Here is a 22,171-nt window from a genome sequence, read left to right on the forward strand (position 1 = left end):
GCCCGTGCCGCTGCCGGCCGGGACCGCCGCCGCGGGGACGCGGCGGCGGGCGACGATGCGGGCGGGCGTGGCGACGGCGCGGTCGAACGGCGCGTCGGTCAGGTTCGCGGTCTCCGGGAACCGCTCCCGGACGGGGACGTCGGTCTCGCGCATCGGTTCCTCACGGCCGGTCGGAGCGGATCGAACAGGACGGATCGAACAGGACGGATCGAGCAGGGACGGGACGGGTCAGGTGTAGAGGGCGTCGATCTCGCGGGCGAAGTCCTTCATCACCACGTGGCGGCGCACCTTGAGGCTCGGGGTCATGTGCCCGGCCTCCTCGGTGAAGTCGACCCCGAGGATCTCGTACTTCTTGATCGCCTCGGCGTGCGACACGGACTTGTTGGCCTCGGCCACCGCGCGGTCGATCTCGGCGATGACGTCGGCGTCGCGGCGCAACTCCTCCACGGTCATCGCGGCGGGCTTGCCGTGCTGGGCCTTCCACGGGACGAGGGCCTCCTCGTCCAGGGTGATCAGGGCGCTGATGAACTTGCGGCCGTCGCCGACCACGATCGCCTGGCTGATCAGCGGACAGGCGCGCAGCCGGTCCTCGAGCGGGGCCGGGGCGACGTTCTTGCCCGCCGCGGTGACGAGGATCTCCTTCTTCCGCCCGGTGATCTTCAGATAGCCCTCGGAGTCGAGTTCGCCCAGGTCGCCGGTGTGGAACCAGCCGTCCTCGACGGCCTCGCCGGTGGCCTTCTCGTTGTTCCAGTAGCCGCGCAGGATGTTGACGCCCTTGGCGAGGACCTCGCCGTCCTCGGCGATCCGTACCGAGACGCCCGGGATCGGCTGCCCGACGGTGCCGATCTTCAGCGCGGACGGCCGGTTCACGGTGATCGGCGCGGTGGTCTCGGTCAGGCCGTAGCCCTCGAGGATGGTGATGCCGACGCCGCGGAAGAAGTGCCCGAGCCGGTCGCCGAGGGCGGCGCCGCCGGAGACGGCGTACTGGACCCGCCCGCCGACGGCCGCGCGCAGCTTGCCGTAGACGAGGACGTCGAAGACCTTGTGCTTCAGCTTGAGCTTCAGGTCGGGCCCGCCGGCCGAGAGCGCCTTGCTGTAGGCGATCGCGGTGTCGGTGGCCGCGGCGAAGATCTTGCCCTTGCCGCCGGCGATGGCCTTCTGCTCGGCGCCGCCGTAGACCTTCTCGAACACGCGCGGGACGGCCAGCAGGAACGTCGGCTTGAAGGTGTCGAGGTCGGGCAGCAGGTTCTTGATGTCGCTGTGCCCGAGGACGATGCCGCCCTCGATGGTCGCGACCTGGATGAGCCGCGCGAACACGTGCGCGAGCGGCAGGAACAGCAGCGTGGACGACCCGGCCACGGTGACCTCGGCGAGCGCGCCCTGGATGGCGTTGCGCGCGGTCAGCACGAGGTTCCCGTGGGTCAGCTCGCAGCCCTTGGGACGGCCCGTCGTGCCGGAGGTGTACACCAGCGTCGCCACGTCGCCCGAGGACGGGACGCGCCGCCGCTTGTCGATCTCGGCGTCCGTGACGCCGGCGCCGGAGGCGGCCAGCTCGGTGACCGCGCCCGCGTCGATGCCCCAGACGTGCGCGAGGCCCGGGAGTCCGTCCCGGACCTCGGCGATCGCCGCGAGGTGCTCGTCGTTCTCGGCGAACACGGCCTTCGCCCCGGAGTCGCCGATGATCCACTTCACCTGCTCGGGGGAGGAGGTCTCGTAGATCGGGACGCTCACGCCGCCGACGGCCCAGACGGCGTAGTCGATCAGCGTCCACTCGTAGCGGGTGCGGGACATCAGCGCGACCCGGTCGCCCGGCTCGATCCCGGCGGCGACCAGGCCCTTGGCGAGGGCGGTGACCTCGGCGGCGAACTCGCCCGCGGTCACGGCGGTCCAGGCGTCGCCGACGCGGCGGCGGATGACGATCGTGCCGGGCTTCTCGGCGGCCCGGTCGAACGGCGCGTCGGTCAGATTGGTGGAGTCGGGGACCTCCACCAAGGCGGGGACGCTGAACTCGCGCACGGCCACTCCTCGGTTGATCACGGCTAAGGCGGGGACGACGGTACAACCTCTTGCTACTCGATGGTAGCTACGGGTCCGCGCAGGTCGGTAGCGGCCACCTCCGAGGCGTTCGCGCACCGCCCGGGCGACCGCCGCCCGGACGCCGCCCGGACGCCGCGCGGACGCCGCGCCCGGCTCGGTCGTGAGGCCGCCGGATCCCGTGCGGCCCCGCGAGATCGGGGCACAAGGGGTGGCGGGAGGCGGGGGCGCGGTGGTGCCGGCGTCCGGATCGCCCGGGGGAGCCCGGCGTGATCGTCGCCACACGGTCACAGCTGGGCAACGTCCGGGGTGGGCCGCGGACCCCCGGTTCCCGCTGGCCTACCCTTGACCAGGACATATTCAGCTTATGCGAGGAGGCGCGCGGTGGCCCTGCTGGAAGTGATCGCGCTGACCGCGGAGGACGCTCGTGCCGCCGAGGCGGGCGGCGCCGACCGTATCGAGGTGGTCGCCGACATGGCCGCGGACGGCCTCACCCCCGATCCGGAGGTCGTCGCGGAGATGCGGCGGGCGACGTCCCTGCCGATGCGGACGATGCTGCGGGCCAATTCCGGCTTCCGCACCACCGCACCGGAACTGGACCGGCTGCGCCGCGCCGCCGGGGATCTGGCCGAGGCGGGCGCGGACGGCTTCGTCCTCGGCTTCCTCGACCCGTTCGGCGCGGTGGACGCCGCGTCGGTCGCCAAGCTCGCGGCCGCGCTCCCGGCCGATCTCCCGTGGACCTTCCACCGGGCCCTGGACCACGCCACCGACCCGCTCGCCGGGTGGGCGGCCGTCCGGATGCTGGGCTGCGACGCCGTCCTCACCGCGGGGTCCGCGCGCGGCGTCGAGTCCGGGCTGGACGTCCTGGCCCGCCGCGCCGCCGAGGGCCCGGCGTCCGCGCGGCTGCTGATGGCGGGCGGGGGGCTCCGGCGCAAGCACGTGGCCGCCCTCGCCGCGGCCGGGGTCGGCGCGTTCCACGTGGGGACGGCCGTCCGTCCCGACGGCTCCTGGGACGCCTCGGTCGACCCGGCGCTGGTCGCCGAGTGGCGCGCCCTCGTGACCGCCGCCTCCGCCTAGCGGTCAAGGGACCGATCAACACGGCGGGGCTCGTCGTGCCCGTTCCCGGCGGCGCCTATTAGGCTCGTTTCATGCGGATCCATGTGGTGAGCGACGTCCATGGCCGCGCGGAGGCGCTCAGGCATGCCGGGGACGGCGCGGACGCGCTGGTCTGCCTGGGCGACCTGATCCTGTTCGTCGACTACTCCGACCATGGCCGGGGCATCTTCGCCGACCTGTTCGGGGCGGAGAACGCGGACCACTTCATCGCCCTGCGCACGGCCAAGCGGTTCGACGAGGCGCGCGACTTCTCCCGGCGGATGTGGTCCTCGCTGGACGGGGACGCCTGGCCGCACATCGAGAAGGCCGTCCGGCGGCAGTACGCCGAGCTGTTCGACGCGATGCCGACGCCCGCCTACCTCACGTACGGGAACGTCGACGTGCCGCGGATGTGGGGCGACTTCGTCCGGCCGGGGCACACCGTCCTGGACGGCGAGGTCGCCGACATCGGCGGCGTCCGGTTCGGGTTCGTCGGCGGCGGCCTGCGGACCGTCTACCGCACCCCGAACGAGGTCGACGACGAGGAGTTCGCCGCGAAGGTCGCGGCGGTCGGCGCGGTGGACGTCCTGTGCTGCCACATCCCGCCCGCCGTCCCGGAGCTGCTGTACGACACGGTCGCGCGGCGGTTCGAGCGGGGCAGCGAGGCGGTGCTCGAGGCGATCCGCGCGACGTCCCCGCGCTACGTGCTCTTCGGCCATGTGCACCAGCCGCTCGCCCGGCGGATGCGGATCGGCCGGACGGAATGCATCAATGTGGGTCATTTCCGGGCGAGTGGGAAACCCTACGTACTGAACATCTGACCGGACTCCGCGAGGATGTACGGCGGCGGAGACAGGCACGGAACACGGAGCCGGAGGGGAAGGGGCCCATGGCGGACCGCACGAGCTCGTCCATCACGATCAAGGCCGCGAAGGCCGACGTCATGGCGGTGATCGCCGACCTGGACGCCTATCCCGAGTGGGCGGGCGGCGTCCGCTTCGAGGTCACCGAGACCGGCGACGACGGCCGCGCCCGCGGTGCCCGGATGTCCCTGGAGGGCGGCCCGATCAGCGACACCGTCGGCCTCGCCTACACCTGGGACGGCGACGACGGCGTCCGCTGGGAGCTGGTCGAGCCGGGCACCATGGTGTCGGGCCTGCGCGGCGCCTACACCCTGTCCGGCACCGGCCCCGGGGAGACCGAGGTCACCTACGAACTGGCCGTGGACGTCCGGATCCCGATGATCGGCATGATCAAGCGCAAGGGCGAGAAGCGGATCATCGACTCGGCGCTCAAGGGCCTGAAACGGCACGTCGAGCGCTGAGGGCGACGGGACGGCGACACGTCGGGCGCCGGGCGGTGTGCCGTCTCGGGCGCGAGCCGCTACCGTTTCCCGCCGACCAGGGATGGACAATGTTCTCATGACCGACCAGCAGCCAGGCGACCTCCTCGACGAGGCGGCCAAGCTCCTCGACGCCGTCCGGCGCCGTGTGGGCGACGCCGCCCGCGCCGCTGCGTCCGGAACGCCGTCCTCCCTGGACGACGAGGACGACGAGGACGTCTGGGGCCGCGCCACCAAGCGCGCCCCCGAGGATGCCGCCGAGGACGCCTCTGAGGACGCCACCGAAGACGCCGCCGGGGAGCCCGAAGGAACCCGGGCGGAGGCGTCCCGTGGCGGGGCGGCGGGCGAGGACGTGTGGGCGCAGGTCCTCGAGGAGGAGCGGCGGGCCGAGGCAGGGCCTTCGGAATGCCAGAATTGTCCGGTATGCCGTGCGATCGCACTGGCGCGCGAGTCCGGTCCGGACGTCCGGCGGCATGTGGAGCAGGCCGGACGGTCGCTGCTGGCGGCGCTGTCCGACGTGGTCGCCGCCTACGAGCGCACCCGTTCCGGACGGCCCGGACGCTCCGGCCGGAACGGTCCGGACGGTCCGGCGGGATCCGCGGCGGACATCGGTTGACAACTCAACGAATTGGCGGAGGGAAACGCTCATGGCCCTGACCATCGGCGTGGACGTGGGCGGGACGAAGGTCGCCGCCGGTGTCGTCGACGACCGGGGGAACATCCTGGAGAAGGTGCGGCGGCCGACGCCGTCCACCAACCCCAAGGAGACCGCCGAAACCATCGCCGAGGTCGTCGACCTGCTGAAGGGCAAGTTCGAGGACGTGACGGCCGTCGGTCTCGGCTGCGCCGGGTTCGTGGACGAGACGCGCTCGGTCGTGATGTTCGCGCCCAACCTGGCCTGGCGGGACGAGCCGATCAAGGCGATCGTCGAGGGCCTGGTCGGGCTGCCCGTGGTGGTCGAGAACGACGCGAACGCCACGGCCTGGGGCGAGGCGCGCTACGGCGCGGGCCGCGGGCACGACTACATGGTCCTGGTCGCGCTCGGCACCGGCATCGGCGGCGGCCTGGTCATCGACGGCGAGCTGTACCGGGGACGGTTCGGGGTCGGCGCGGAGTACGGGCACGTCCGGGTCGTCCCGGACGGGCGCCGCTGCGGCTGCGGCAACCGGGGCTGCTGGGAGCAGTACGCCAGCGGGAACGCCCTGGTCTACGAGGCGCGCGAGCTGGCCCGGGTCTCCCCGGCCCTCGCGGGGCGGCTGCTGGAGCTCGGCGGCGGCAAGCCCGAGGGGATCAACGGCCCGCAGGTCACCGAGGCCGCCCGCGAGGGCGACGCCGCCGCGCTGGAGTGCTTCCGCACGATCGCGCAGTGGACCGGCCAGGGCCTGGCCGACCTCACGGCCGTCCTCGACCCGGGCTGCTTCGTCATCGGCGGCGGCCTCTCCGACGCCGGGGACCTGCTCCTGGAACCCGTCCGGCAGGCGTTCACCAACGCCCTGACCGGACGCGGCCACCGTCCGCTCCCCGAGATCAGGATCGCCGAACTCGGCTCGGCCGCCGGCATCGTCGGCGCCGCCGACCTCGCCCGCCTCTGACCTCCGGACGCCGCTGCCTCCGGACGGCTCCGACCTCCGGAGGCCCTGGCGGCGTCCGGACGTGAACGCCGCTCCAGGCCGAGGCCGAGGGCGGTGTGCATCGCGGGAGGGGAAGACCGTGGGTGTGACGGTTCGGGTGGTCAGCTACAACATCAGGTCGCTGCGGGACGATCCGGACGCGGTGGCGCGGGTCGTCCGCGCGCTGCGTCCGGACGTCCTGTGCCTCCAGGAGGTGCCGCGCTTCGGCAGCTGGTGGTGGCAGCGGCGGCGCCTCGCGCGCGCGTGCGGGATGCGCGTCGCGGCGGGGCGCCGTGCCTGCGGCCTCGCCGTGTTCACCGCGCCGCGCGTCGAGCGCGTGGCCCGCGAGTTCCATCTGCTGTCGCGCGTTCCCGGCCTGCACCGGCGCGCGCTGGCCGTGGCCGTCCTGCGGGTGGACGGCGTGCCGCTCATCGCCGCGACCACGCACCTGGACCTGGCCGACGAGCCGCGCCTGCGCCATGCCGGCGAGATCCTGGCCCGCCTGGAGCGCGCCAGGGCCCGCCACCGGGGCCCTCTCGTCCTCACCGGTGACATCAACGAGGAACCCGGAGGCCAGGCCTGGGGACGCCTCGTCCGGCACTTCCAGGACGCCCACGCCGTGGCCCCGGACGGGGACGCCCTCACCTTCTCCGCCGCCGATCCCGCCCGCCGCATCGACGGCGTGTTCGCGGACCGGGGCGTCGAGGTGCTCGGCTGCGGCGTCCCCGCGGATCCGGAGCTCGCGGACGACTACCCGAAGGCCACCGACCACCGGCCCGTCCTGGCCCGGCTGCGCCTCTGAGCGACCGCCCTCGGAAGCCTGGTCAGACCACGGCGCCGTCGTCGTCCGGGGGACGGGGCTCGTCGCCCATCCGCAGGACGAGGGTGACGAAGCCGCCGATGAAGGCGGCGACGGCGAGGAAGGCCGCCCAGCCGGGGACGTCCCAGTTGAGGACGACCGTGATCAGCAGGTAGAGGGGCCCGCCGACCAGGGCGATCCAGGCGCCCTTGGTGAGCGGGTCGGCCGTCGGGAGCGGCGGCGGGGGCGGCGGGACGTAGTGGCCGTTGTCGTCGGGGGGCGGGAGCTCGTCCTCGTCGTCCTCGAGGTCGGCGGACCGGATCACGCGGGCGCGGGGGAGCCGGCCGGTGCGGTCGTCGCCCTCGCCGGGGGGCTTCTCGTCCTCGCGGATGTTCTCCAGCTCGGGCCAGGGGACGCGGTCGCCCTCGGGCTCGGCGTCGAAGTTGGCGACCAGGTCGGCGAAGATCGCGGCCTCGTCGAGCTCGGGCGGTTCGGGGGTGGCGCCGGAGTCGGCCCCTTCGGCCCGGGACCCGTCACCGCCCGCGTCCGGCGCGGCCGGAACGTCCTCGGACGCGGAACCGGAACCGGAACCGGAACCGGGACCGGAACCGGGACCGGAACCGGCCGCGGAGGAGGGGGGCGCGGGGGGCGGGTCGTCGGCGGCGGCGCCGTCCGAGCCGCGGGACGCCGCGTCGCGCAGCCGCGTGAGGTGGACGCGGAGGATGCCCTCGGCGGTGTGCTTGAGGTCGACGTCCACGTAGAGGCGGTCAAGGTCCTCGTCGGCGGACGGCTGGTCGGGCGGGGCGGCGTAGGCGGCGACGCCCGCCTCGCGCAGCGCGTCGAGCATCGCGTCCGCGAGGTGGGGGGCGAGGTCCACCAGCGGGGCATAGGTGTCGGCGGTCAGGCCATTGCCTCGGCGACTCACGGGGTCGGCTCCTTCGACTCCTGCGTGACCGATGGCACCGGCATGACGGCCTCCGCTCCCCCATTACTCTGTGTACGGCGTGTGCACTCGCGCGTGCACGAGGCACGCCGGTCGGCGGCTCACCCGGACACCCCGAAACGTGTGTCCCACGGTATTCGCTGCGCCGCCCGGAACAAGCCCTCGGGCACACCCGATTGTGGTACTGCTGTACTTCCACAGCAGAGCCTACGGTCCCCGGGCACCCCCGCGCGCGCGAAGCGGTGGCCGGAGCGGTCCCACGGTGTGGGCAGCACCCCGCTCAGATGGGAAGATGTCCCATCATCTCCCTTAGGAAGGTGTCGTCATGCTGTGGTTCTGGATCATGTTGCGGATCGTGCTGTCGCCGATCCTCTACCTGGTTTGGCTGCCGAGGAACTCCGGCATGAAGAACGTCCCCCTGCGGGGCCCCGCGCTGCTGGTCAGCAACCACCTGTCGTTCGCCGACCACTTCTTCGGGCCGCTGCCGCTGATGCGCCCGATCCTGTTCATCGGCAAGCGCGAGTACTTCACCGGCAAGGGGATCAAGGGCCTGATCAGCAAGGGCTTCTTCACCGGCGTCGGCGTCGTCCCGGTGGACCGCACCGGCGGCAGCGCCGCCGAGGCCGCGCTCCAGACCGGCCTGCGGATCCTCGGCGAGGGCAAGCTGCTCGGCATCTACCCCGAGGGCACCCGCGCCCCCGACAACCGGCTTTACCGGGGCAAGACGGGCGTGGCCCGGCTGGCGCTGGCGTCCCGGGTCCCGGTGATCCCGATGGCCATGATCGACACCTTCGAGATGATGCCGCCCGGCCAGGCGCTGCCGAACCTGCGTCCGCGTCCGGGCGTCCGGTTCGGCGAGCCGCTCGACTTCTCCGAGTACTACGGTCAGGAGGACGACCGGGAGGTGCTCCGGAAGGTCACCGACCAGATCATGATGGCGATCCGCGAGCTGTCCGGTCAGGAGTACGTCGACCGGTACGCCGCCGACGTGAAGGCCGAGCTCTCCGGAAGGACCCCGCGCCCGTCCTCGGACGACGACGAGTAGCGGGGTGGGCGTCGGGTCGGCGCTCTGGCGCTCGATCGCGGTCTACCGCTTCCTCGCCCTGCTCTACGCGGGCGTGCTGATCGTCTGGAACCAGGACAAGTACGAACGTCCCTACGCGGCGTGGATCGTCCTGGCCGGGATGGCGCTCTGGACCGGCTACGCCACCCTCGCCTACGGCGGCGGGCGCAAGCAGCGCTGGCCGCTGCTCATCGCGGACCTGGCCGTCGCCGCCGCGTCCGTCCTGGCGACCTCGTGGGTCGAGACGTCGTCGGGGATCGCCCAGGGGCGCCCGACGATCCCGGTCGCGTGGGTCGTGGCCGCGCTGCTCGCCTGGGCGGTGTCCGGCGGACGGCGGCTCGGCCTGCTCGCCGCCGCCGTGATCGGGGCGGCCGACATGGTCGTCCACGTGCTGAACGCGTCGGCTCCCGGCCCGGTGACGTTCAGCAACATCGTCCTGCTGTTCCTCACGGGGCTGGTCGTCGGGCACGTCGTCCGGATGGCGGTGGACGCCGAGGCCCGCCTCGCCCGCGCCGTCGAGCTGGAGGCGTCCACGCGGGAGCGGGAACGGCTGGCCCGCGACATCCACGACTCGGTCCTCCAGGTGCTCGCGATGGTGCAGCGGCGGGGCGCGGAGGCGGGCGGCGAGGCCGCCGAGCTGGGGCGTCTCGCGGGCGAGCAGGAGGCGGCGCTCCGCACCCTGATCACCGGCGCGCCCGTCCCGCGGCCCCGTCCGCCCCGTGGACGCCGGCACGCCCTGGCCCTGGAGACGCCCGCGTCCGGCGGGGGCGCGCCGCCGCCGGGGGAGCCCGACCTCCGGGCGCGCCTGACCGTCCTCGCCTCGGCCCGCGTGAGCGTCGCGACCCCGGCGACCCCGGTCCTGCTCCCCGGGCACGTCGTGGACGAGCTGACGGCGGCCGTGGAGGCCGCCCTGGCGAACGTCCGCGCCCACGCGGGGGAGGACGCCCGCGCCTGGGTCCTCCTCGAGGACGACGGCGCGGACGAGGTGATCGTCAGCGTCCGCGACGACGGTCCCGGCATCCCGCCCGGCCGCCTCGAGATCGCCGAGGCCGACGGCCGTCTCGGCGTCGCCCAGTCGATCCGGGGCCGCCTCCGGGACCTCGGCGGCACCGTCGCGATCCACTCCACGCCGGGCGAGGGCACCGAGCTCGAACTGACCGTCCGCCGCGCCGCCCCCTGACGCGGACGCCGCGTCCCTACTCGCCGGGCGCGCCGGGTTCGCCGGGTTCGCCGACCGTGACCAGGCCCGACTCGTAGGCGCGGATGACGAGCTGGACGCGGTCGCGCGCGCCGAGCTTGGCCAGCAGGCTCGCCACGTGCGCCTTCGCCGTCCCCGGGCTGATGTGGAGGCGTTCGCCCAGTTCGGCGTTCGACAGGCCGCGTCCGACGAGGGCCAGGACCTCGCGTTCGCGCGCGGTGACCCCGGGCAGCGGGGCGGGTCCGGCCCGTCCCGCGCGCCCGTCCCGTCCCGCGCGGGCGCCGCCCGAGGCGGCGAAGTCGGCGATGAGACGGCGGGTGACGGTGGGGGCGAGCAGCGCGTCCCCGCGCGCGACCACCCTGATGGCGGCGAGGATGTCGTCCAGCGCCATGTCCTTCACCAGGAAGCCGCTCGCCCCGGCGCGCAGCGCCGCGTACACGTTCGCGTCCTCGTCGTAGGTGGTGAGGACGACGACGCGCGCCGCCGGGACGTCCGTGGTGATCATCTCGGTGGCCTCGACACCGCCCATCCCCGGCATGCGCAGGTCCATGACCACCACGTCCGGGCGCAGGTCGCGGACGAGCCGGACGGCCTGCCCGCCGCTGCCCGCCTCACCGGCGACCTCGAGGTCCGGCGTGGCGTCCACGACCATGCGCAGCCCCGCGCGGACCAGTTCCTGGTCGTCGACGAGGACGATCCGGACCGTCATCGCGCCTCCCCGGGAAGCGGCAGGGACGCGCTGACCCGGAACCCGCCGCCCGGACAGGGCCCGGCGCTGAACCGCCCGCCCAGCAGCGCGACGCGCTCGCGCATCCCCGGGATCCCGTGGCCCTCGCCGTCCCCGGCGCCGCCTCCGCGTCCGCCGTCGGTGATCTCGAGGGCGAGCGCGTCCGGGCGGCGCTCGATCGCCACCCGGCAGCGGCCGACCCCGGCGTGCCGGACGACGTTCGTCACCGACTCCTGGACGATCCGGAAGGCGGCGTGGTCGACGGTCGGCGGCAGCGGCCCCCGGACGCCGTGCCACCGCACGTCCACCTCCACGCCCGCCGCGCGCGTGGTCGCGGCCAGCCGGTCGAGGCCGTCCAGCCCGGCGAGCTCGTCCGCGCGCGGGACGTCGTCGCGTCCGGTGCCGTGTCCGGTGTCGGCCCGGCGCATGATGTCGAGCATGCCGCGCAGGTCGCGGAGCGTCTGCCTGCTGGTGTCCTCGATGGTGCGCAGTGCACCCTCGGCCTGGTCCGGCGAGGCGCGCAGCACCCGGTGCCCGGCCCCGGCCTGGATGGCGATGACGCCGACGCTGTGCGCCACCATGTCGTGCAGCTCGCGCGCGATGCGCAGCCGTTCCTCGGTCACCGCCCGCGCCGCCTCGTGCGCGCGCAACGCCTCGCCGTACTCGCGCTGCTGCCGCAGGGACGTCCCGGCGAGCCAGGCCGCCATGATGCTCAGCGCGACCAGCACCGCCAGGCCGAGGAAGCCGGGCACCAGCATCCGCTCCCAGCCCCGTTCGCGGACCAGGACGGTGATCCACGGGATCTCCACGCCCAGGAGCGTGACGGCCATCGCGACGAGCCCGTCCCGCCTGCCGCGCGTGGCGGTGAGGTGCGAGAGGACGAGGCCCGCCGACAGCAGCAGCGGCCACGCCTGTTCGAGCCGCAGCCCCGCCGCCGCGCACACCGAGATCTCGGCCAGCAGCACCAGCAGGACCGGCCGCGGACGCGTCCGCGCCCATCCGAGCGGCAACGCGAGGACCGCCATCGCCGCGAGCAGGACGAACGGGTTCCTGGCCAGCGCGTCCGGCGGACGGCCGGACGGATGGGAGGCGGTCAGGGCCAGCGTCAGCGCCGCCGGGGCGCTCACCGTGCGGATCACGTTTCCCGGGTGCACGAACGGAGCCTAGACGCCGCGGGCGGGCCGGGGCGTCCGCCCTGGGGCCTACGCCTGCGGGCATAGGCCCGGAGGCCAGGTCCCCTAGGCCCGGAGGCCAGGTTCGGCGCGCGGAGACCTGCCGCCGGGCCGATGCCGCGCGTCCGGGCCGTCCGGAAGCGTGGACGGCGTGATCGAAGTCAACGGACTGACCAAGCGCTACGGGGACGTCGTCGCCGTGAACGACCTGAGCTTCACGGTGCCGGACGGGCTCGTCACCGGGTTCCTCGGGCCGAACGGCGCGGGCAAGAGCACGACGATGCGCATGATCCTCGGCCTGAACCGCCCCACCTCCGGGACGGCCACCGTCGACGGCCGTCCCTTCACCGGATGGCGTTCGGGGCTGCACCACGTCGGCGCTCTGCTGGACGCGGGCGACGTCCACCCCGGGCGCGGCGCGCGGGCGCACCTGTCCGCGCTGGCCCGCACCAACGGGCTGCCCTCCCGGCGCGTCGGCGAGGTGCTCGAGGAGGTCGGGCTCACCGGCGCCGCGCGCCGCCGGGTCGGCGGGTTCTCGCTCGGCATGCGGCAGCGGCTCGGGATCGCGGCCGCGCTGCTCGGCGACCCGCCCGTCCTGCTGTTCGACGAGCCCGTGAACGGACTGGACCCCGAGGGCGTCCGCTGGGTGCGCGGCCTGTTCCGGAGCCTCGCCGCCGAGGGCCGGACGGTGCTGGTGTCCAGCCACCTGATGAGCGAGATGGAGCACACGGCCGACCGCCTCGTCGTCGTCGGACGCGGCGAGCTCATCGCCGAGGAGACCGTCGCCGAGTTCGCCGCGCGCGGCGGGCGGGCGCGCGTCACCGTCCGCGCCCCGGAGGCCGTCCGGCTCGTCCCGTTCCTGACCGCCGCCGGGGCGGCCGTCGACGCCGACGGCCCGGGATCCCTGACCGTCACGGGCCTGCCCGCGGCGGAGGTGGGCGAACTGGCCTTCCGCAACCACATCGTCCTGCACGAACTGACGGCGCATCGCGCGTCCTTGGAGGAGGCGTTCATGGAACTGACCGCCGACCGCACGCAGTACCGGGCGGAGGCGGCGCGATGAGCACGGCCGTCGGACGGTCCGCGCCGCCGGTGACGCGGCGCTACTCCGCCGCCGATCCGCGCGTCCGGTTCCGGGATCTGGTGGCCGCCGAGTGGATCAAGCTGAGGTCGCTGCGCTCGACCTGGTGGGTGCTCGGTCTCGGCGTCCTGCTGCTCCTGCTGGCCGCCGCGCAGAAGAGCATCGGCGACTACGACGTCTGGCCGACCTTCCGCGCGCGGGAGCGGGCCGACTTCGACCCGATGTCGCCCGCGTTCAGCCAGATGAGCGCCGTCCTGCTCGTCGTGGGCTCGGGGGTGGTCGGGGCTCTGACGCTCGTCGGCGAGTACGCCACCGGGCTGGTCCGCACCACGTTCACCGCCGTCCCGGCGCGGCACCGGGTCGTCCTCGCCAAGATCGCCGTCGTCACGGCCGTCATGCTGGCCGTGGGGGCCTTCGTCGCGCTCAGCACGTTCGCGGTGAGCCAGGCGATCCTGTCCGGACGGGGCATCGCGCTGTCCCTGGACGACCCGGGCGTCCCCCGCGTCCTGGCCGCGAACGCGCTGCTCGCCCCGCTCGCGGCGCTCGCCGGCATGGGGATCGGCGCGCTGCTGCGCCACACGGCGGGAACGGTCGTGGCGGTGATCGGGCTGCTGGTGATCCTGCCGATGATGGTGAAGCCGAACGTCCACCAGTGGGCGAACGACCTCTACATGTGCCTGCCCTTCTACGACTGGGCGCTGTGCCTGTCCCAGCGGCATCCGCGCGTGAATCCGGCGCTCCCCACGGTCACCGTGTCGTGGCTCGTCTTCGCGGCCTGGGCCGTGGCGTCCGCGGCGGTGGCCGTCGCGGTCGTCCGGCGGCGGGACGTGTGAGGCCACCTCGAAGATCACCCGCGCGGGGGAGCGTCGCGCCTCGCGCGGGGGAGGCGGGCGCCCCGGCCTCCGTCCCAGACTCGTGATCATGGATGGACGGACGAGGGTTCGGCGCTGGGCGGGCTTCGGCGCGGCGGGCACCCTGGCGATGTATCTGCTGGTCAAGGTCGTGTGGGTGGTCGTCGCGCTCGGCACCGGACGGTCCCCCGTGCACGGGATGGGCACCGGTGCGTGGATCGCGCTGAACACGCTCACGGTCGGGATGGCGGTCGTCGGCATCGGGCTGGCGCTGGCGCTGGCCTGCGACTGGGGGCTGCGCCTGCCCGCCGCGCCGGTGCTGCTGTTCGCGTGGATCGCGGGCGGCCTGCTGATCTCGGCCGTCCCGTTCAGCCTGCTCGGGTCCCTGGTCGGCGGCGGCGGCGGTGACGACGGCGGCGGCGCGTCCTCGGACGACGGGGGGATGCCGTCCTGGGAGGCGCTGCTCATCATGGTCGGGTTCGCCGGGATGGCCGTCGGCGTCGCGATCGCGCTGCCCATTTACCTGCGCGAACGCTGGCCGCGCGCGCTCACCGGACGGGTCGGGGCGCTGCGGGCCGCGAACGCGCCCTGGGCCGTGATGGCGGCGGTCGCCGCGATCGCCGTCGCCGACCTGTACTGGGCGGCCGGCGGCGGCGCGGCGACGAACCCGCACTACAAGGACGGCCTGGACGCCACCGCCCGCTCGCTCCTCATCGGGGACGCGTTCTGGGCCGCGGCCGGGGCGGCGAGCGCGTGGGTCCTCGCGGGCCGCGCGCGGAACCTGCCGCTCCGGCTCCCGGTGGCGGCGGCGTTCGTCGCGTCCGGGTCACTGGTGGGCTGGGGCCTGTGGCGGCTGCCGTTCGCCGTGCTGCGTCCGGGCGACTTCGAGCCCTATGAGCGGCCCTGGGCCTCCATCGCCGTGAACGCGGTCAGCGTGGCCGCGGGGGTGGCCCTGGCCGTCCACCTGGCCAGGGCCGTCCGCGCGCGGACCGGCGGTCAGGAGCCCGCGGACGCGAAGTAGTGGCCCTCGTCCAGGTCCGCGATCAGGCCCGGGTGCGCGGGCTCCCAGCCGAGCAGCGCCCGGGTCCTGGCGCTGGAGGCGGGGGCGTCCATCGAGACCACGTGCCCCAGGAACCCGAAGTGCTCCCCGACGTCCGACGCGGGGACGGACACGACCGGAAGGGACAGGTGCCGTCCGATGACCTCGGCGATCTCGCGGGTCGGCACGCCCTCGTCGGCCATGCAGTGGAGCCGCGAACCCGCCGGGGCGCCCTCCAGCGCCAGCCGGTACAGGCGCGCCGCGTCCAGCCGGTGGACGGCGGGCCAGACGTTCGCGCCGTCCCCCGGGTAGCCCGAGACGCCCCGCTCCCGCGCGATGTCGATCAGGACCGGGACGAACGCCTTGTCGCCGGGGCCGTGCACGGTCGGCGGCAGCCGGACGACCGACGCCCGCACGCCGTCCTCGGCCAGCGCGACCGTCGCCTCCTCGTTCAGGAACCGGATGTATCCGAACGAACCGGGCGCCTGGCGGGTGTCCTCCGTCGAGACCTCACCCGGCTTCCCCGAACGCGCGACCGCGACCGTCGTGACGAGCGGACGACCCGACCCGGCGAGCGCCGCGCCCATCGTCTCGATCGCGCGCCGGTCCATCGCGATGCTCTCCTCGAACCGGAAGAAGTCGTGGAAGGCCAGGTGGATGACGCCGTCCGCCGTCTCCGCCCCCGCCCGCAGGACGTCCAGGTCCTCGATCGACCCGCGCAGGACGTCCGCCCCGGCGGCGCGCACCGTCTTCTCGGCCTGGTCCGAACGCGCCAGCCCGACGACCTGGTGCCCGGCGCCCTGCAACTCGCGGATGACCGCGCCGCCGATGTATCCGGACGCGCCGGTGACGAGAACACGCATGACTGAAACTCCTGAGAACACGAAGGAACCGGCCGAAACCCGGCCGGACGGCTCCCACCGTCGCCCCGCCGCCCGGCCCGCGTCCAATGACGCTTGCGCAACGCGTCTTGCGGAACGCGCATCACCACAGGTCGGACACCGGAACTGCCCCTACGCTGGACGCATGGCCGACTCGCCGCCTCCGGCGGACCTCGATCTCCGGCTCGTGCGCTGCTTCACCGTCCTCGCCGAACACCGCCACTTCGGCCGCGCCGCCGCCGCGCTGCACCTGACCCAGCCGTCCCTGAGCAGGCAGATCCGCCGGCTCGAACGGGACCTCGGCGCGCGCCTGGTCGACCGCACCCCGCAGGGCAGCGACCTCACCGAGGCGGGCCGGACGTTCCTGCCGCTCGCCCGGTCGCTCCTGCGGACGTCGGCACAGGCCGTCGCGCGGACGCGGGCCGCCGCCCGGCCGGACCGGATCGTCATCGGCTACACCTCCGGCGTGGTCGTCACCCCGGCCGTCCGGGAACTGCGCCGCCTGCACCCGGACGCCGACGTCCGGACCGTCCACGTGTACGCGCCCGAGGCGCGCGAGGCGCTCCTCGACCACCGGGTGGACGCCCTGGTCAGCCGCCTGCCGTTCCCGACCGGACGGCTGCGCGTGACCGTCCTGTACGACGAGCCGCGCGTCGTGGTCGTCCCGCTGGAGCACCGCCTCGCGGGCAGGGAGGCGGTCACCCTCGACGACATCGCGGACGAGCCGCTGCCCCGCCTGCGCGGCGCCGACGCCGAATGGGACGCCTACTGGCGCCTCGACCCCCGCCCCGACGGGCGCCGCGCCCCCGACGGCCCCTACATCGACCGCCTGGAGGAGAAGTTCGAGCTGGTCGCCTCGGGCGAGGCCATCGCCGTGGCCGCCGGACGACACGGAAACGGCCTCCGCCCAGACCTCACCACCGTCCCCCTGGAAGGCGTGGACCCGAGCCACGTCGTTCTCGCCACCCGAGCCGACGACCGCGCCCGCCTCGTCGCCACCTTCCGCAAGTGCGCCCAATCCCACATAAGACCCCCGCACCCACCCGCTTAGAATTCACACCCCTTGCAGGCGCAACTGGTGATCGGGGGATAGGGGTCGCTCTTACCCGGAGCCGGTGGCCCGAGCGGAGCGGCGACCCACCACTCGCGCCCCCGATGCGCGACGTTGAAACCGAGCCGCCGACGCGGATGCTCGACCTTCCCAAAGGTGAAGCAGGCGATGGTATTGAGAGGGACCGTCCCCGGATGGCCACTGACATTGATCGGGCCCATGAAGTCCGCTCTGGCCTGCGTGGTCAGCCAGGACGCCAGTGCCTTGATGTCGGCGGTCTGATAGCGCGGCTTCGCCTCCAGCCTTTTCAAGGTCGCCTTCGTATCTCCTCGCCGCACGGCCCCGATGAAACCGACGATGAACGCCCGCGTACGTCTCGGAATGTTCTCGTCCTCCCCGATGACCTTCCGGAAGGTCACATCATGCGCGGTCGTCGGGCTAAGGATGTTCACGGTGCCGCAGCCCGCGGCGAGACAACCGGCGAGCCCGAGCGCCACGAGCCTCATTCCACGCGTCGGCTCCATCGGCCTGGATTCTCGCTCTTCCACGCACTCACTGACCTTTCACATGGGGGTGTCCAGCCGAACCGGCACCGGCTCCGGCCGCCCGACATTCTTCAGGAGCCGCCGCACACACACCAGGTAGCCCCATCAACGTCCCGCCGAGGCCGCGAATAGCATGGCCGCCGAACCCGGGGTCCGGCTGATCGCGGGACGCTCGACGGAGAGATGGGACAGGAACCAGCAGTGACCACCGCACTGATCATCGGCGACATTCAGCAGGGCATCACCGGTAGCTACCCGTTCGCCGAGCAGGTGGTGGCGCCGCTCACCGACCTCCTGCCGCGCGCCCGCGAGGCCGGCGTCCTCGTCGTGTTCGTGCACTTCGGCTTCCGCCCGAACGGGACGGACCTGCCGCCGGACAACGACCTGTTCAAGTCGTTCTTCGACGCCGGAGACGCCTTCCACGAGGGATCGCCCGGAACCGAGATCGCGCTGCCCGTCGCCGACGAGGACGTCGTCGTGCTCAAGCGCCGCGCCGGCGCGTTCGCCGGGACGGACCTCGACCTGGTCCTCCGCTCACGCGGCGTCGACACCGTCGTGGTCGCCGGCGTCGCGACCAGCGCGATGGTGGCAGCGACCTGCTACGACGCGGCCGACCGCGGCTACCATGTCAGCGTCCTGCGCGACGGCTGCGGCGACGGCGACCCGGCGATCCACGACTTCTTCATGGACGCCGTGTTCCCCGCCCGCGGATTCGAGGTCACGACCTGCGCCAAGTGGCCCGCCGAACACTGAGCCCGGAGGCCGCGTCCGACGTCCCCGCTAAGGTCGGCCAGAACGTTTCCGGCCGGACGATTCGGGGTTTCATGGGTTTCGCGAGTTACGAAGAGGCGAGCGCCCAGGTGCGCGATCTGTGCGTCGAGCATCTGGGCGAACACCTCGGGGCGCAGGTCGCGGCCCTGGCCAAGCCCGCGTTCGGCCTGCGTCCGGTGAAACCCGGCACCGAACCCGCCGGACTGAGCCGCTGGGGCGGCCCCGCCCTCCTGAACCCCGGGACGCCGTGGCCCGAGTGCGAGGGCGTCCCGCTGAGCCTCCTCGCCGTCCTGGACGTCGACGCGCTCGGCCCCTGGCTGGCCGCCGAGCGTCCACCGACAGGCGACCAACTGCTCAACATCTTCTACTGCGAACCGGACCCCGGCCGGGGGTACGTCTACGGACAACCCGACCTGCCCCGGTCCGACGACCCGCGCATGTGCCGGATCATCCCGGCGGACCCCGCCAAGGCGACCGAGACGGACGCCCCGGCCCCCGCTTTGATCCACCCACCCCAGCCGTTTTACGCGGTGCCGGTCATCACGCTTCCCTCGGCCTTCAGCGTCGACTACGACCCGACACTCGACACCCTGGACTACAACGGCGAGACCGACGGCTCCCCGTACTACGAGTCCATGCCCGGCTGGCTGGTCGCAGACCGCCTAGGCGAAGCCTGGGCCGAGTTCTGCCACAAGGAGCAAGGACTCTACAAATACGACGACATGTCGTTCTCCCCAGACCAGGCCTTCGGCTGGCCCCACCTGGAGGGCCATTTCCCCCTGGAGGAGTTGTCAGAGGACGAGCCGTACCGCCACGTCATCACCATCGGGCACGGCATGGGTGACGGCAGCTACCTCCACTTCGTCCTCCCCGCCCAAGCCCTCCGCACCGGCGACTACACCCAGACGCGCGCCTTCCCGGAAAGCTTCTAACGCCCCTCTGCGGTCGGGACGCCGTCCGGCTCACGCTCCAGAGCAGCGAGGTTCTCCTCCGCATACGTGGTGATGACCGCGATGGTGGACGGCAGCAGACCGTGCCGTCGCATCGCTTCCGCATAGGCGGCCGTCACGATCTGGACGGCCAGCCGTATGAACACCCTCTCCATCCGCTGCTCCGACGCGCCGTCCATATCAGCGACAGCCTTCGACACGGAGTATGCGAGCGATTTCGGTGGCCGCCTCGTGCGCGCGCACGACAGGCACGATGGGACAAGCACTGGGCGCCCACGTGAAAACCCACCCGTGCGTCCGATCGAAGTCGCATCCGATGTCCGCGCAGTGCGCGACATGGAAGGAGTTGAACACGAAGAGAATCGGACTCCCCGCCCGCAGAACGACCGCCGACCGCAACCGAGGCTGCGTTTCCTTGATCACCTGATGCAGCACCTCCAGAAACGCCCGCCGCTGATTAGACGGCAACACCCGATCCGTCCCTTCCGTCGTGTGCCGACCTTCGTCAAAGCCCATCTCGCCACCTTCCTTCACGGAGCGGAGTTTCTCGATTACGCCTCCAAGCGTGCACCTCAGTGCCTAGCCTTGGAGCGTTCAACTCGTCACCTTGAAGATTGGTGATCAGTCATGACGGCAGCTCAGCACCTTGATCCAGATGCCTCCGTCTGGGACTGGATAGCTGTTGACCTGCGCATGTTCCGCGAGATCTACAACATGCGGCAGACCGAGGTGGCCCGGATTCTGGGCGTCGTGAACACCACGGTTTCGAACCTTGAAGCGGGCCGGACGAAACTGCGCGCCGAGCACGCCGAAATCCTCGACACCCGCTGGCGGACGCGCGGCCACTTCCAGCGCCTCGTCCGCCTCGCCAACTCCATGCACGATCCGAACTGGTTCGCCAAGTACACCCGATACGAGATCAATGCGCGCCATATCCGCACCTATCAGGCGTTGGTTGTTCCCGGCCTTCTTCAGACGCCGGAATATGCGTACGCGCTGCTGGCCGGTGCCGGGATCGTCGAAGATCCGGAGGCTTCGATGAGGTCGCGGATGGCGCGTCAGGAGATTCTCGACGGCCCGGACGCGCCGCAGTTCTGGGTTCTGATCAAGCAGAGCGCGTTGGAGGATCCGATCGGCGGTGCCGAGGTCATGCGCTCCCAGCTCGCCCATCTGCTCGAGGTCAGCGAGCGCCGGAACGTGGTGCTGCGGGTCGTGCCGAGGTCGACCGGCGCTCACGTCGGCGTGGACGGGTCATTCTCGATCCTCACCGGCCCGAGGAGCGAGTGCGCCTACATGGAAGCGGTCGGCGGCGGAAGACTGGTCCTCGACCCCGAAAAGATCGAGAATTTCCGTATGAGGTTCGACAAGATCGGGGCGGACGCGTTGTCCCGCGACGCCACCCGACGCCTCATCCGCGAGCTGATGGAGGCCATGCGATGAACACCCCCACGTGGCGTAAGTCCTCCCGGAGCGATTCCTCCGGCAACGAGTGCGTCGAGCTGGCGCGGCTCACCGAATCTGTTGGCCTCAGGGACAGCAAGACCCCGCAGTCCGAGCATCTCTGTCTCGCTCACCAGGACTTCCGAAACCTCGTGCAGCAGTTGAAGGCCCGATCGTGAGCGGCTGGCGTAAGTCCACCTACAGCCAGGGTATGGAGAACAGCTCGTGCGTGGAGGTCGCCGACCTCGTGGAACGTGTTGGCGTCCGAGACTCGAAGGCCCCCGACGCTGGACATCTGCGGCTCACCGACCGGGACTTCGGTCTGCTCGTCCGCCGGGTGAAGGACCTTCAGTGAACACCCCGAGGTGGCGTAAGGCATCCCGGAGCGATTCCTCCGGCAACGCGTGTGTGGAGGTCGCGGCTCTCTCGGGCTTCCTCGGGGTTCGCGACTCGAAGGCTCCGGACGTTGGGCAGCTGCGGCTTGGCGGGCGGGAGTTTCGCGCGCTGCTCAAGCGGGTGAAAGGTCTGGCTTGACCGATTGACCGGAGCTCTGGCCTCGCTGGGTTGTGGTGGCGGGGTCAGGGCTTTGGTGTGTTGGTTGGGTCAGAAGTCCGATACCCGGGTTGCGATGCTCATGCCTCCGGAGAGGTCCAGCACCGTTCCGGTCGTGGTCAGGCCGTAGTGGCGGGAGGCGAGCATCAGGTATGCGCCGCAGTAGTCCTGCGGGCGCGGGCTTCGGGCCAGGGGGCTGCGCTTGCGCATGACCTCGTCCATCTGGGCGGGGTCCCAGGTGGCGTCCTGGAGGCCGAGTGCGCGGGGGCCCCGGATGTCGGTCGGCATTCCGCCGAGCGCGACGCCGTTCACCCGGACGTCCGGTGCGTACTCCCAGGCCAGCTGGAGGACCAGGCCCGCGCCGGCGTGCTTCGAGGCGACGTACAGCGGACCGGCGGCCCCCGGGAACAGCGACGAGCCGGAGAGGGAGACGAGGAACGAACCGCGCGTGGCGCGCAGCGCGCCCATCGCGGCCTTCGCCCCGAGCAGGGGGGCCTTGACGTTGACGGCGAAGATCTCGTCGAAGGCGTCCGGGATGGCGTCCTCGGAGAGGTCGTCCAGCATGGTCCGGCAATCCCAGATGCCGGCGTTGGCGATGAAGCAGTCGAGCCGTCCCCAGCCGTCGACGGCGGCGGCGACCGCTTCGCGGTTGTCGGACGACGACCTGACGTCGCCCTCGACGACACGGACGGCATCGGAGCCGAAGCTCTCGCGTAGCGCCTTGACCTTCTCCGGGCGCCGTTCGAGCACGACCACGCCCTCAGCGCCCTCGGCGAGGAAGGCGTCGACCAGGGCCCGGCCCAGGCCCGATCCTCCGCCGGTGATGAGCACGACTTGCCCGTCCGCCCAGCCCGATTCCGTGTTCACAACAGCACCCCCAGGTTCTCGGACAGGACGGCCGAACGGTTCAGCGCGTCCCGAAGAGCAGCCCTTGTGGGTCTCCACTCGCTGTTCTCCGTGGGTGGCCAAGAAATGGCTCTCGTGGACGTGGCATCGTCGCCCATTAGGCCATGCTACTGGTCGTAGC

27 protein-coding genes are annotated in these 22,171 nt (G+C 72.6%); 18 read left to right on the forward strand and 9 right to left on the reverse strand.

All coding sequences use genetic code 11. From position 1 onward, the window contains the following. Nucleotides 1–228: 228 nt before the first annotated feature. Nucleotides 229–2,016 (reverse strand): AMP-dependent synthetase/ligase, encoded by a 1,788-nt coding sequence (locus tag EBO15_RS26140; protein WP_122197151.1) that lies wholly within the window; start codon nucleotides 2,014–2,016, stop codon nucleotides 229–231. A 402-nt stretch (nucleotides 2,017–2,418) separates the two neighbouring features. Here EBO15_RS26140 and EBO15_RS26145 point away from each other — a divergent pair, with 402 nt between their 5' ends. From EBO15_RS26145 to EBO15_RS26170, 6 genes are all read left to right on the forward strand, one after another. After that, nucleotides 2,419–3,111, forward strand: a complete 693-nt coding sequence (locus EBO15_RS26145; RefSeq protein ID WP_122197098.1) for a copper homeostasis protein CutC — start codon at nucleotides 2,419–2,421, stop codon at nucleotides 3,109–3,111. Between the two features lie 71 nt (nucleotides 3,112–3,182). After that, on the forward strand, nucleotides 3,183–3,950 hold the full coding sequence (locus tag EBO15_RS26150; RefSeq protein WP_122197099.1) for a metallophosphoesterase family protein: 768 nt from the start codon (nucleotides 3,183–3,185) through the stop codon (nucleotides 3,948–3,950). Nucleotides 3,951–4,018: 68 nt separating this feature from the next. Beyond that, nucleotides 4,019–4,453, forward strand: coding sequence for an SRPBCC family protein (locus EBO15_RS26155; protein WP_122197100.1), 435 nt, complete (start codon nucleotides 4,019–4,021; stop codon nucleotides 4,451–4,453). A gap of 97 nt (nucleotides 4,454–4,550) precedes the next feature. Further along, nucleotides 4,551–5,087, forward strand: a complete 537-nt coding sequence (locus tag EBO15_RS26160; protein ID WP_122197101.1) for a hypothetical protein — start codon at nucleotides 4,551–4,553, stop codon at nucleotides 5,085–5,087. Nucleotides 5,088–5,118: 31 nt separating this feature from the next. After that, complete coding sequence (locus EBO15_RS26165; protein WP_122197102.1) at nucleotides 5,119–6,063, forward strand: ROK family glucokinase; 945 nt, start codon at nucleotides 5,119–5,121, stop codon at nucleotides 6,061–6,063. 118 nt (nucleotides 6,064–6,181) lie between these two features. Then, a complete protein-coding gene (locus EBO15_RS26170) occupies nucleotides 6,182–6,883 on the forward strand; it encodes an endonuclease/exonuclease/phosphatase family protein (RefSeq protein WP_233616441.1) in 702 nt (233 codons plus the stop codon). Nucleotides 6,884–6,905: 22 nt separating this feature from the next. Here EBO15_RS26170 and EBO15_RS26175 read toward each other — a convergent pair whose 3' ends face one another. Beyond that, nucleotides 6,906–7,805: a hypothetical protein gene (locus EBO15_RS26175; RefSeq protein WP_122197104.1), complete on the reverse strand. Its 900-nt coding sequence runs from the start codon at nucleotides 7,803–7,805 to the stop codon at nucleotides 6,906–6,908. A 343-nt stretch (nucleotides 7,806–8,148) separates the two neighbouring features. Between EBO15_RS26175 and EBO15_RS26180 the strand changes: the two genes are divergently transcribed. Together EBO15_RS26180 and macS are read left to right on the forward strand one after the other, a co-directional pair. Then, nucleotides 8,149–8,868: a lysophospholipid acyltransferase family protein gene (locus EBO15_RS26180; protein WP_199744816.1), complete on the forward strand. Its 720-nt coding sequence runs from the start codon at nucleotides 8,149–8,151 to the stop codon at nucleotides 8,866–8,868. A 4-nt stretch (nucleotides 8,869–8,872) separates the two neighbouring features. After that, nucleotides 8,873–10,066, forward strand: a complete 1,194-nt coding sequence (macS, locus tag EBO15_RS26185) for a MacS family sensor histidine kinase (protein ID WP_122197105.1) — start codon at nucleotides 8,873–8,875, stop codon at nucleotides 10,064–10,066. A gap of 16 nt (nucleotides 10,067–10,082) precedes the next feature. On the opposite strand, the gene EBO15_RS26190 is transcribed toward macS, so the two are convergent. Beyond that, nucleotides 10,083–10,793, reverse strand: coding sequence for a response regulator (locus EBO15_RS26190; protein ID WP_122197106.1), 711 nt, complete (start codon nucleotides 10,791–10,793; stop codon nucleotides 10,083–10,085). After that, the gene (locus EBO15_RS26195; RefSeq protein ID WP_122197107.1) at nucleotides 10,790–11,965 is read right to left on the reverse strand and encodes a sensor histidine kinase; all 1,176 of its coding nucleotides are present in this window, start codon (nucleotides 11,963–11,965) and stop codon (nucleotides 10,790–10,792) included. The genes EBO15_RS26190 and EBO15_RS26195 overlap by 4 nt, the downstream gene beginning before the upstream one ends. Nucleotides 11,966–12,134: 169 nt before the next feature. On the opposite strand from EBO15_RS26195, the gene EBO15_RS26200 reads away from it, so the two are divergent. The 3 genes from EBO15_RS26200 (at nucleotide 12,135) to EBO15_RS26210 (ending at nucleotide 14,936) form a co-directional block, all read left to right on the forward strand. Beyond that, entirely contained in the window at nucleotides 12,135–13,046 is a 912-nt protein-coding gene (locus tag EBO15_RS26200; protein ID WP_199744817.1) for an ABC transporter ATP-binding protein, read from the forward strand. After that, nucleotides 13,043–13,897, forward strand: coding sequence for an ABC transporter permease (locus tag EBO15_RS26205; protein ID WP_122197109.1), 855 nt, complete (start codon nucleotides 13,043–13,045; stop codon nucleotides 13,895–13,897). Before EBO15_RS26200 ends, EBO15_RS26205 begins: the two co-directional genes overlap by 4 nt. 88 nt (nucleotides 13,898–13,985) lie before the next feature. Continuing rightward, the gene (locus EBO15_RS26210) at nucleotides 13,986–14,936 is read left to right on the forward strand and encodes a hypothetical protein (RefSeq protein ID WP_147481653.1); all 951 of its coding nucleotides are present in this window, start codon (nucleotides 13,986–13,988) and stop codon (nucleotides 14,934–14,936) included. Here the strand turns inward: EBO15_RS26210 and EBO15_RS26215 are convergent. Continuing rightward, nucleotides 14,912–15,817 carry an SDR family oxidoreductase gene (locus EBO15_RS26215; RefSeq protein WP_122197111.1) on the reverse strand — a complete coding sequence of 302 codons (906 nt, stop codon included), beginning with the start codon at nucleotides 15,815–15,817 and terminating at the stop codon, nucleotides 14,912–14,914. The genes EBO15_RS26210 and EBO15_RS26215 overlap by 25 nt on opposite strands. 163 nt (nucleotides 15,818–15,980) lie before the next feature. On the opposite strand from EBO15_RS26215, the gene EBO15_RS26220 reads away from it, so the two are divergent. Next, nucleotides 15,981–16,886: a LysR family transcriptional regulator gene (locus EBO15_RS26220; RefSeq protein WP_122197112.1), complete on the forward strand. Its 906-nt coding sequence runs from the start codon at nucleotides 15,981–15,983 to the stop codon at nucleotides 16,884–16,886. On the opposite strand, the gene EBO15_RS26225 is transcribed toward EBO15_RS26220, so the two are convergent. After that, nucleotides 16,883–17,383 (reverse strand): hypothetical protein, encoded by a 501-nt coding sequence (locus EBO15_RS26225; protein WP_147481654.1) that lies wholly within the window; start codon nucleotides 17,381–17,383, stop codon nucleotides 16,883–16,885. The genes EBO15_RS26220 and EBO15_RS26225 overlap by 4 nt on opposite strands. 249 nt (nucleotides 17,384–17,632) lie before the next feature. Between EBO15_RS26225 and EBO15_RS26230 the strand changes: the two genes are divergently transcribed. Then, complete coding sequence (locus EBO15_RS26230) at nucleotides 17,633–18,184, forward strand: cysteine hydrolase family protein (RefSeq protein WP_122197114.1); 552 nt, start codon at nucleotides 17,633–17,635, stop codon at nucleotides 18,182–18,184. A gap of 71 nt (nucleotides 18,185–18,255) precedes the next feature. Next, a complete protein-coding gene (locus EBO15_RS26235; RefSeq protein WP_122197115.1) occupies nucleotides 18,256–19,134 on the forward strand; it encodes a DUF1963 domain-containing protein in 879 nt (292 codons plus the stop codon). Here EBO15_RS26235 and EBO15_RS26240 read toward each other — a convergent pair. Together EBO15_RS26240 and EBO15_RS26245 are read right to left on the reverse strand one after the other, a co-directional pair. Further along, complete coding sequence (locus tag EBO15_RS26240; RefSeq protein ID WP_122197116.1) at nucleotides 19,131–19,331, reverse strand: hypothetical protein; 201 nt, start codon at nucleotides 19,329–19,331, stop codon at nucleotides 19,131–19,133. The two genes, EBO15_RS26235 and EBO15_RS26240, sit on opposite strands and share 4 nt — an antisense overlap. Nucleotide 19,332: 1 nt before the next feature. Then, nucleotides 19,333–19,686, reverse strand: coding sequence for a hypothetical protein (locus tag EBO15_RS26245; protein WP_147481655.1), 354 nt, complete (start codon nucleotides 19,684–19,686; stop codon nucleotides 19,333–19,335). Between the two features lie 93 nt (nucleotides 19,687–19,779). Here EBO15_RS26245 and EBO15_RS26250 point away from each other — a divergent pair, with 93 nt between their 5' ends. The 4 genes from EBO15_RS26250 to EBO15_RS26265 are packed head-to-tail and all read left to right on the forward strand — an operon-like array spanning nucleotide 19,780 to nucleotide 21,126. Next, nucleotides 19,780–20,592 (forward strand): helix-turn-helix domain-containing protein, encoded by an 813-nt coding sequence (locus EBO15_RS26250; RefSeq protein WP_122197118.1) that lies wholly within the window; start codon nucleotides 19,780–19,782, stop codon nucleotides 20,590–20,592. Continuing rightward, entirely contained in the window at nucleotides 20,589–20,771 is a 183-nt protein-coding gene (locus tag EBO15_RS26255) for a DUF397 domain-containing protein (protein ID WP_122197119.1), read from the forward strand. The genes EBO15_RS26250 and EBO15_RS26255 overlap by 4 nt, the downstream gene beginning before the upstream one ends. After that, nucleotides 20,768–20,947, forward strand: a complete 180-nt coding sequence (locus tag EBO15_RS26260; RefSeq protein WP_122197120.1) for a DUF397 domain-containing protein — start codon at nucleotides 20,768–20,770, stop codon at nucleotides 20,945–20,947. Before EBO15_RS26255 ends, EBO15_RS26260 begins: the two co-directional genes overlap by 4 nt. Then, a complete protein-coding gene (locus EBO15_RS26265) occupies nucleotides 20,944–21,126 on the forward strand; it encodes a DUF397 domain-containing protein (RefSeq protein ID WP_122197121.1) in 183 nt (60 codons plus the stop codon). Before EBO15_RS26260 ends, EBO15_RS26265 begins: the two co-directional genes overlap by 4 nt. Nucleotides 21,127–21,195: 69 nt before the next feature. Here EBO15_RS26265 and EBO15_RS26270 read toward each other — a convergent pair whose 3' ends face one another. Continuing rightward, nucleotides 21,196–22,011 (reverse strand): SDR family NAD(P)-dependent oxidoreductase, encoded by an 816-nt coding sequence (locus tag EBO15_RS26270; protein WP_122197122.1) that lies wholly within the window; start codon nucleotides 22,009–22,011, stop codon nucleotides 21,196–21,198. Nucleotides 22,012–22,171 lie beyond the last annotated feature (160 nt).

Origin of the sequence: Actinomadura harenae (assembly GCF_003696215.1) — a bacterium.
In the GTDB taxonomy this organism is placed as follows: Bacteria; Actinomycetota; Actinomycetes; order Streptosporangiales; family Streptosporangiaceae; genus Spirillospora; species Spirillospora harenae.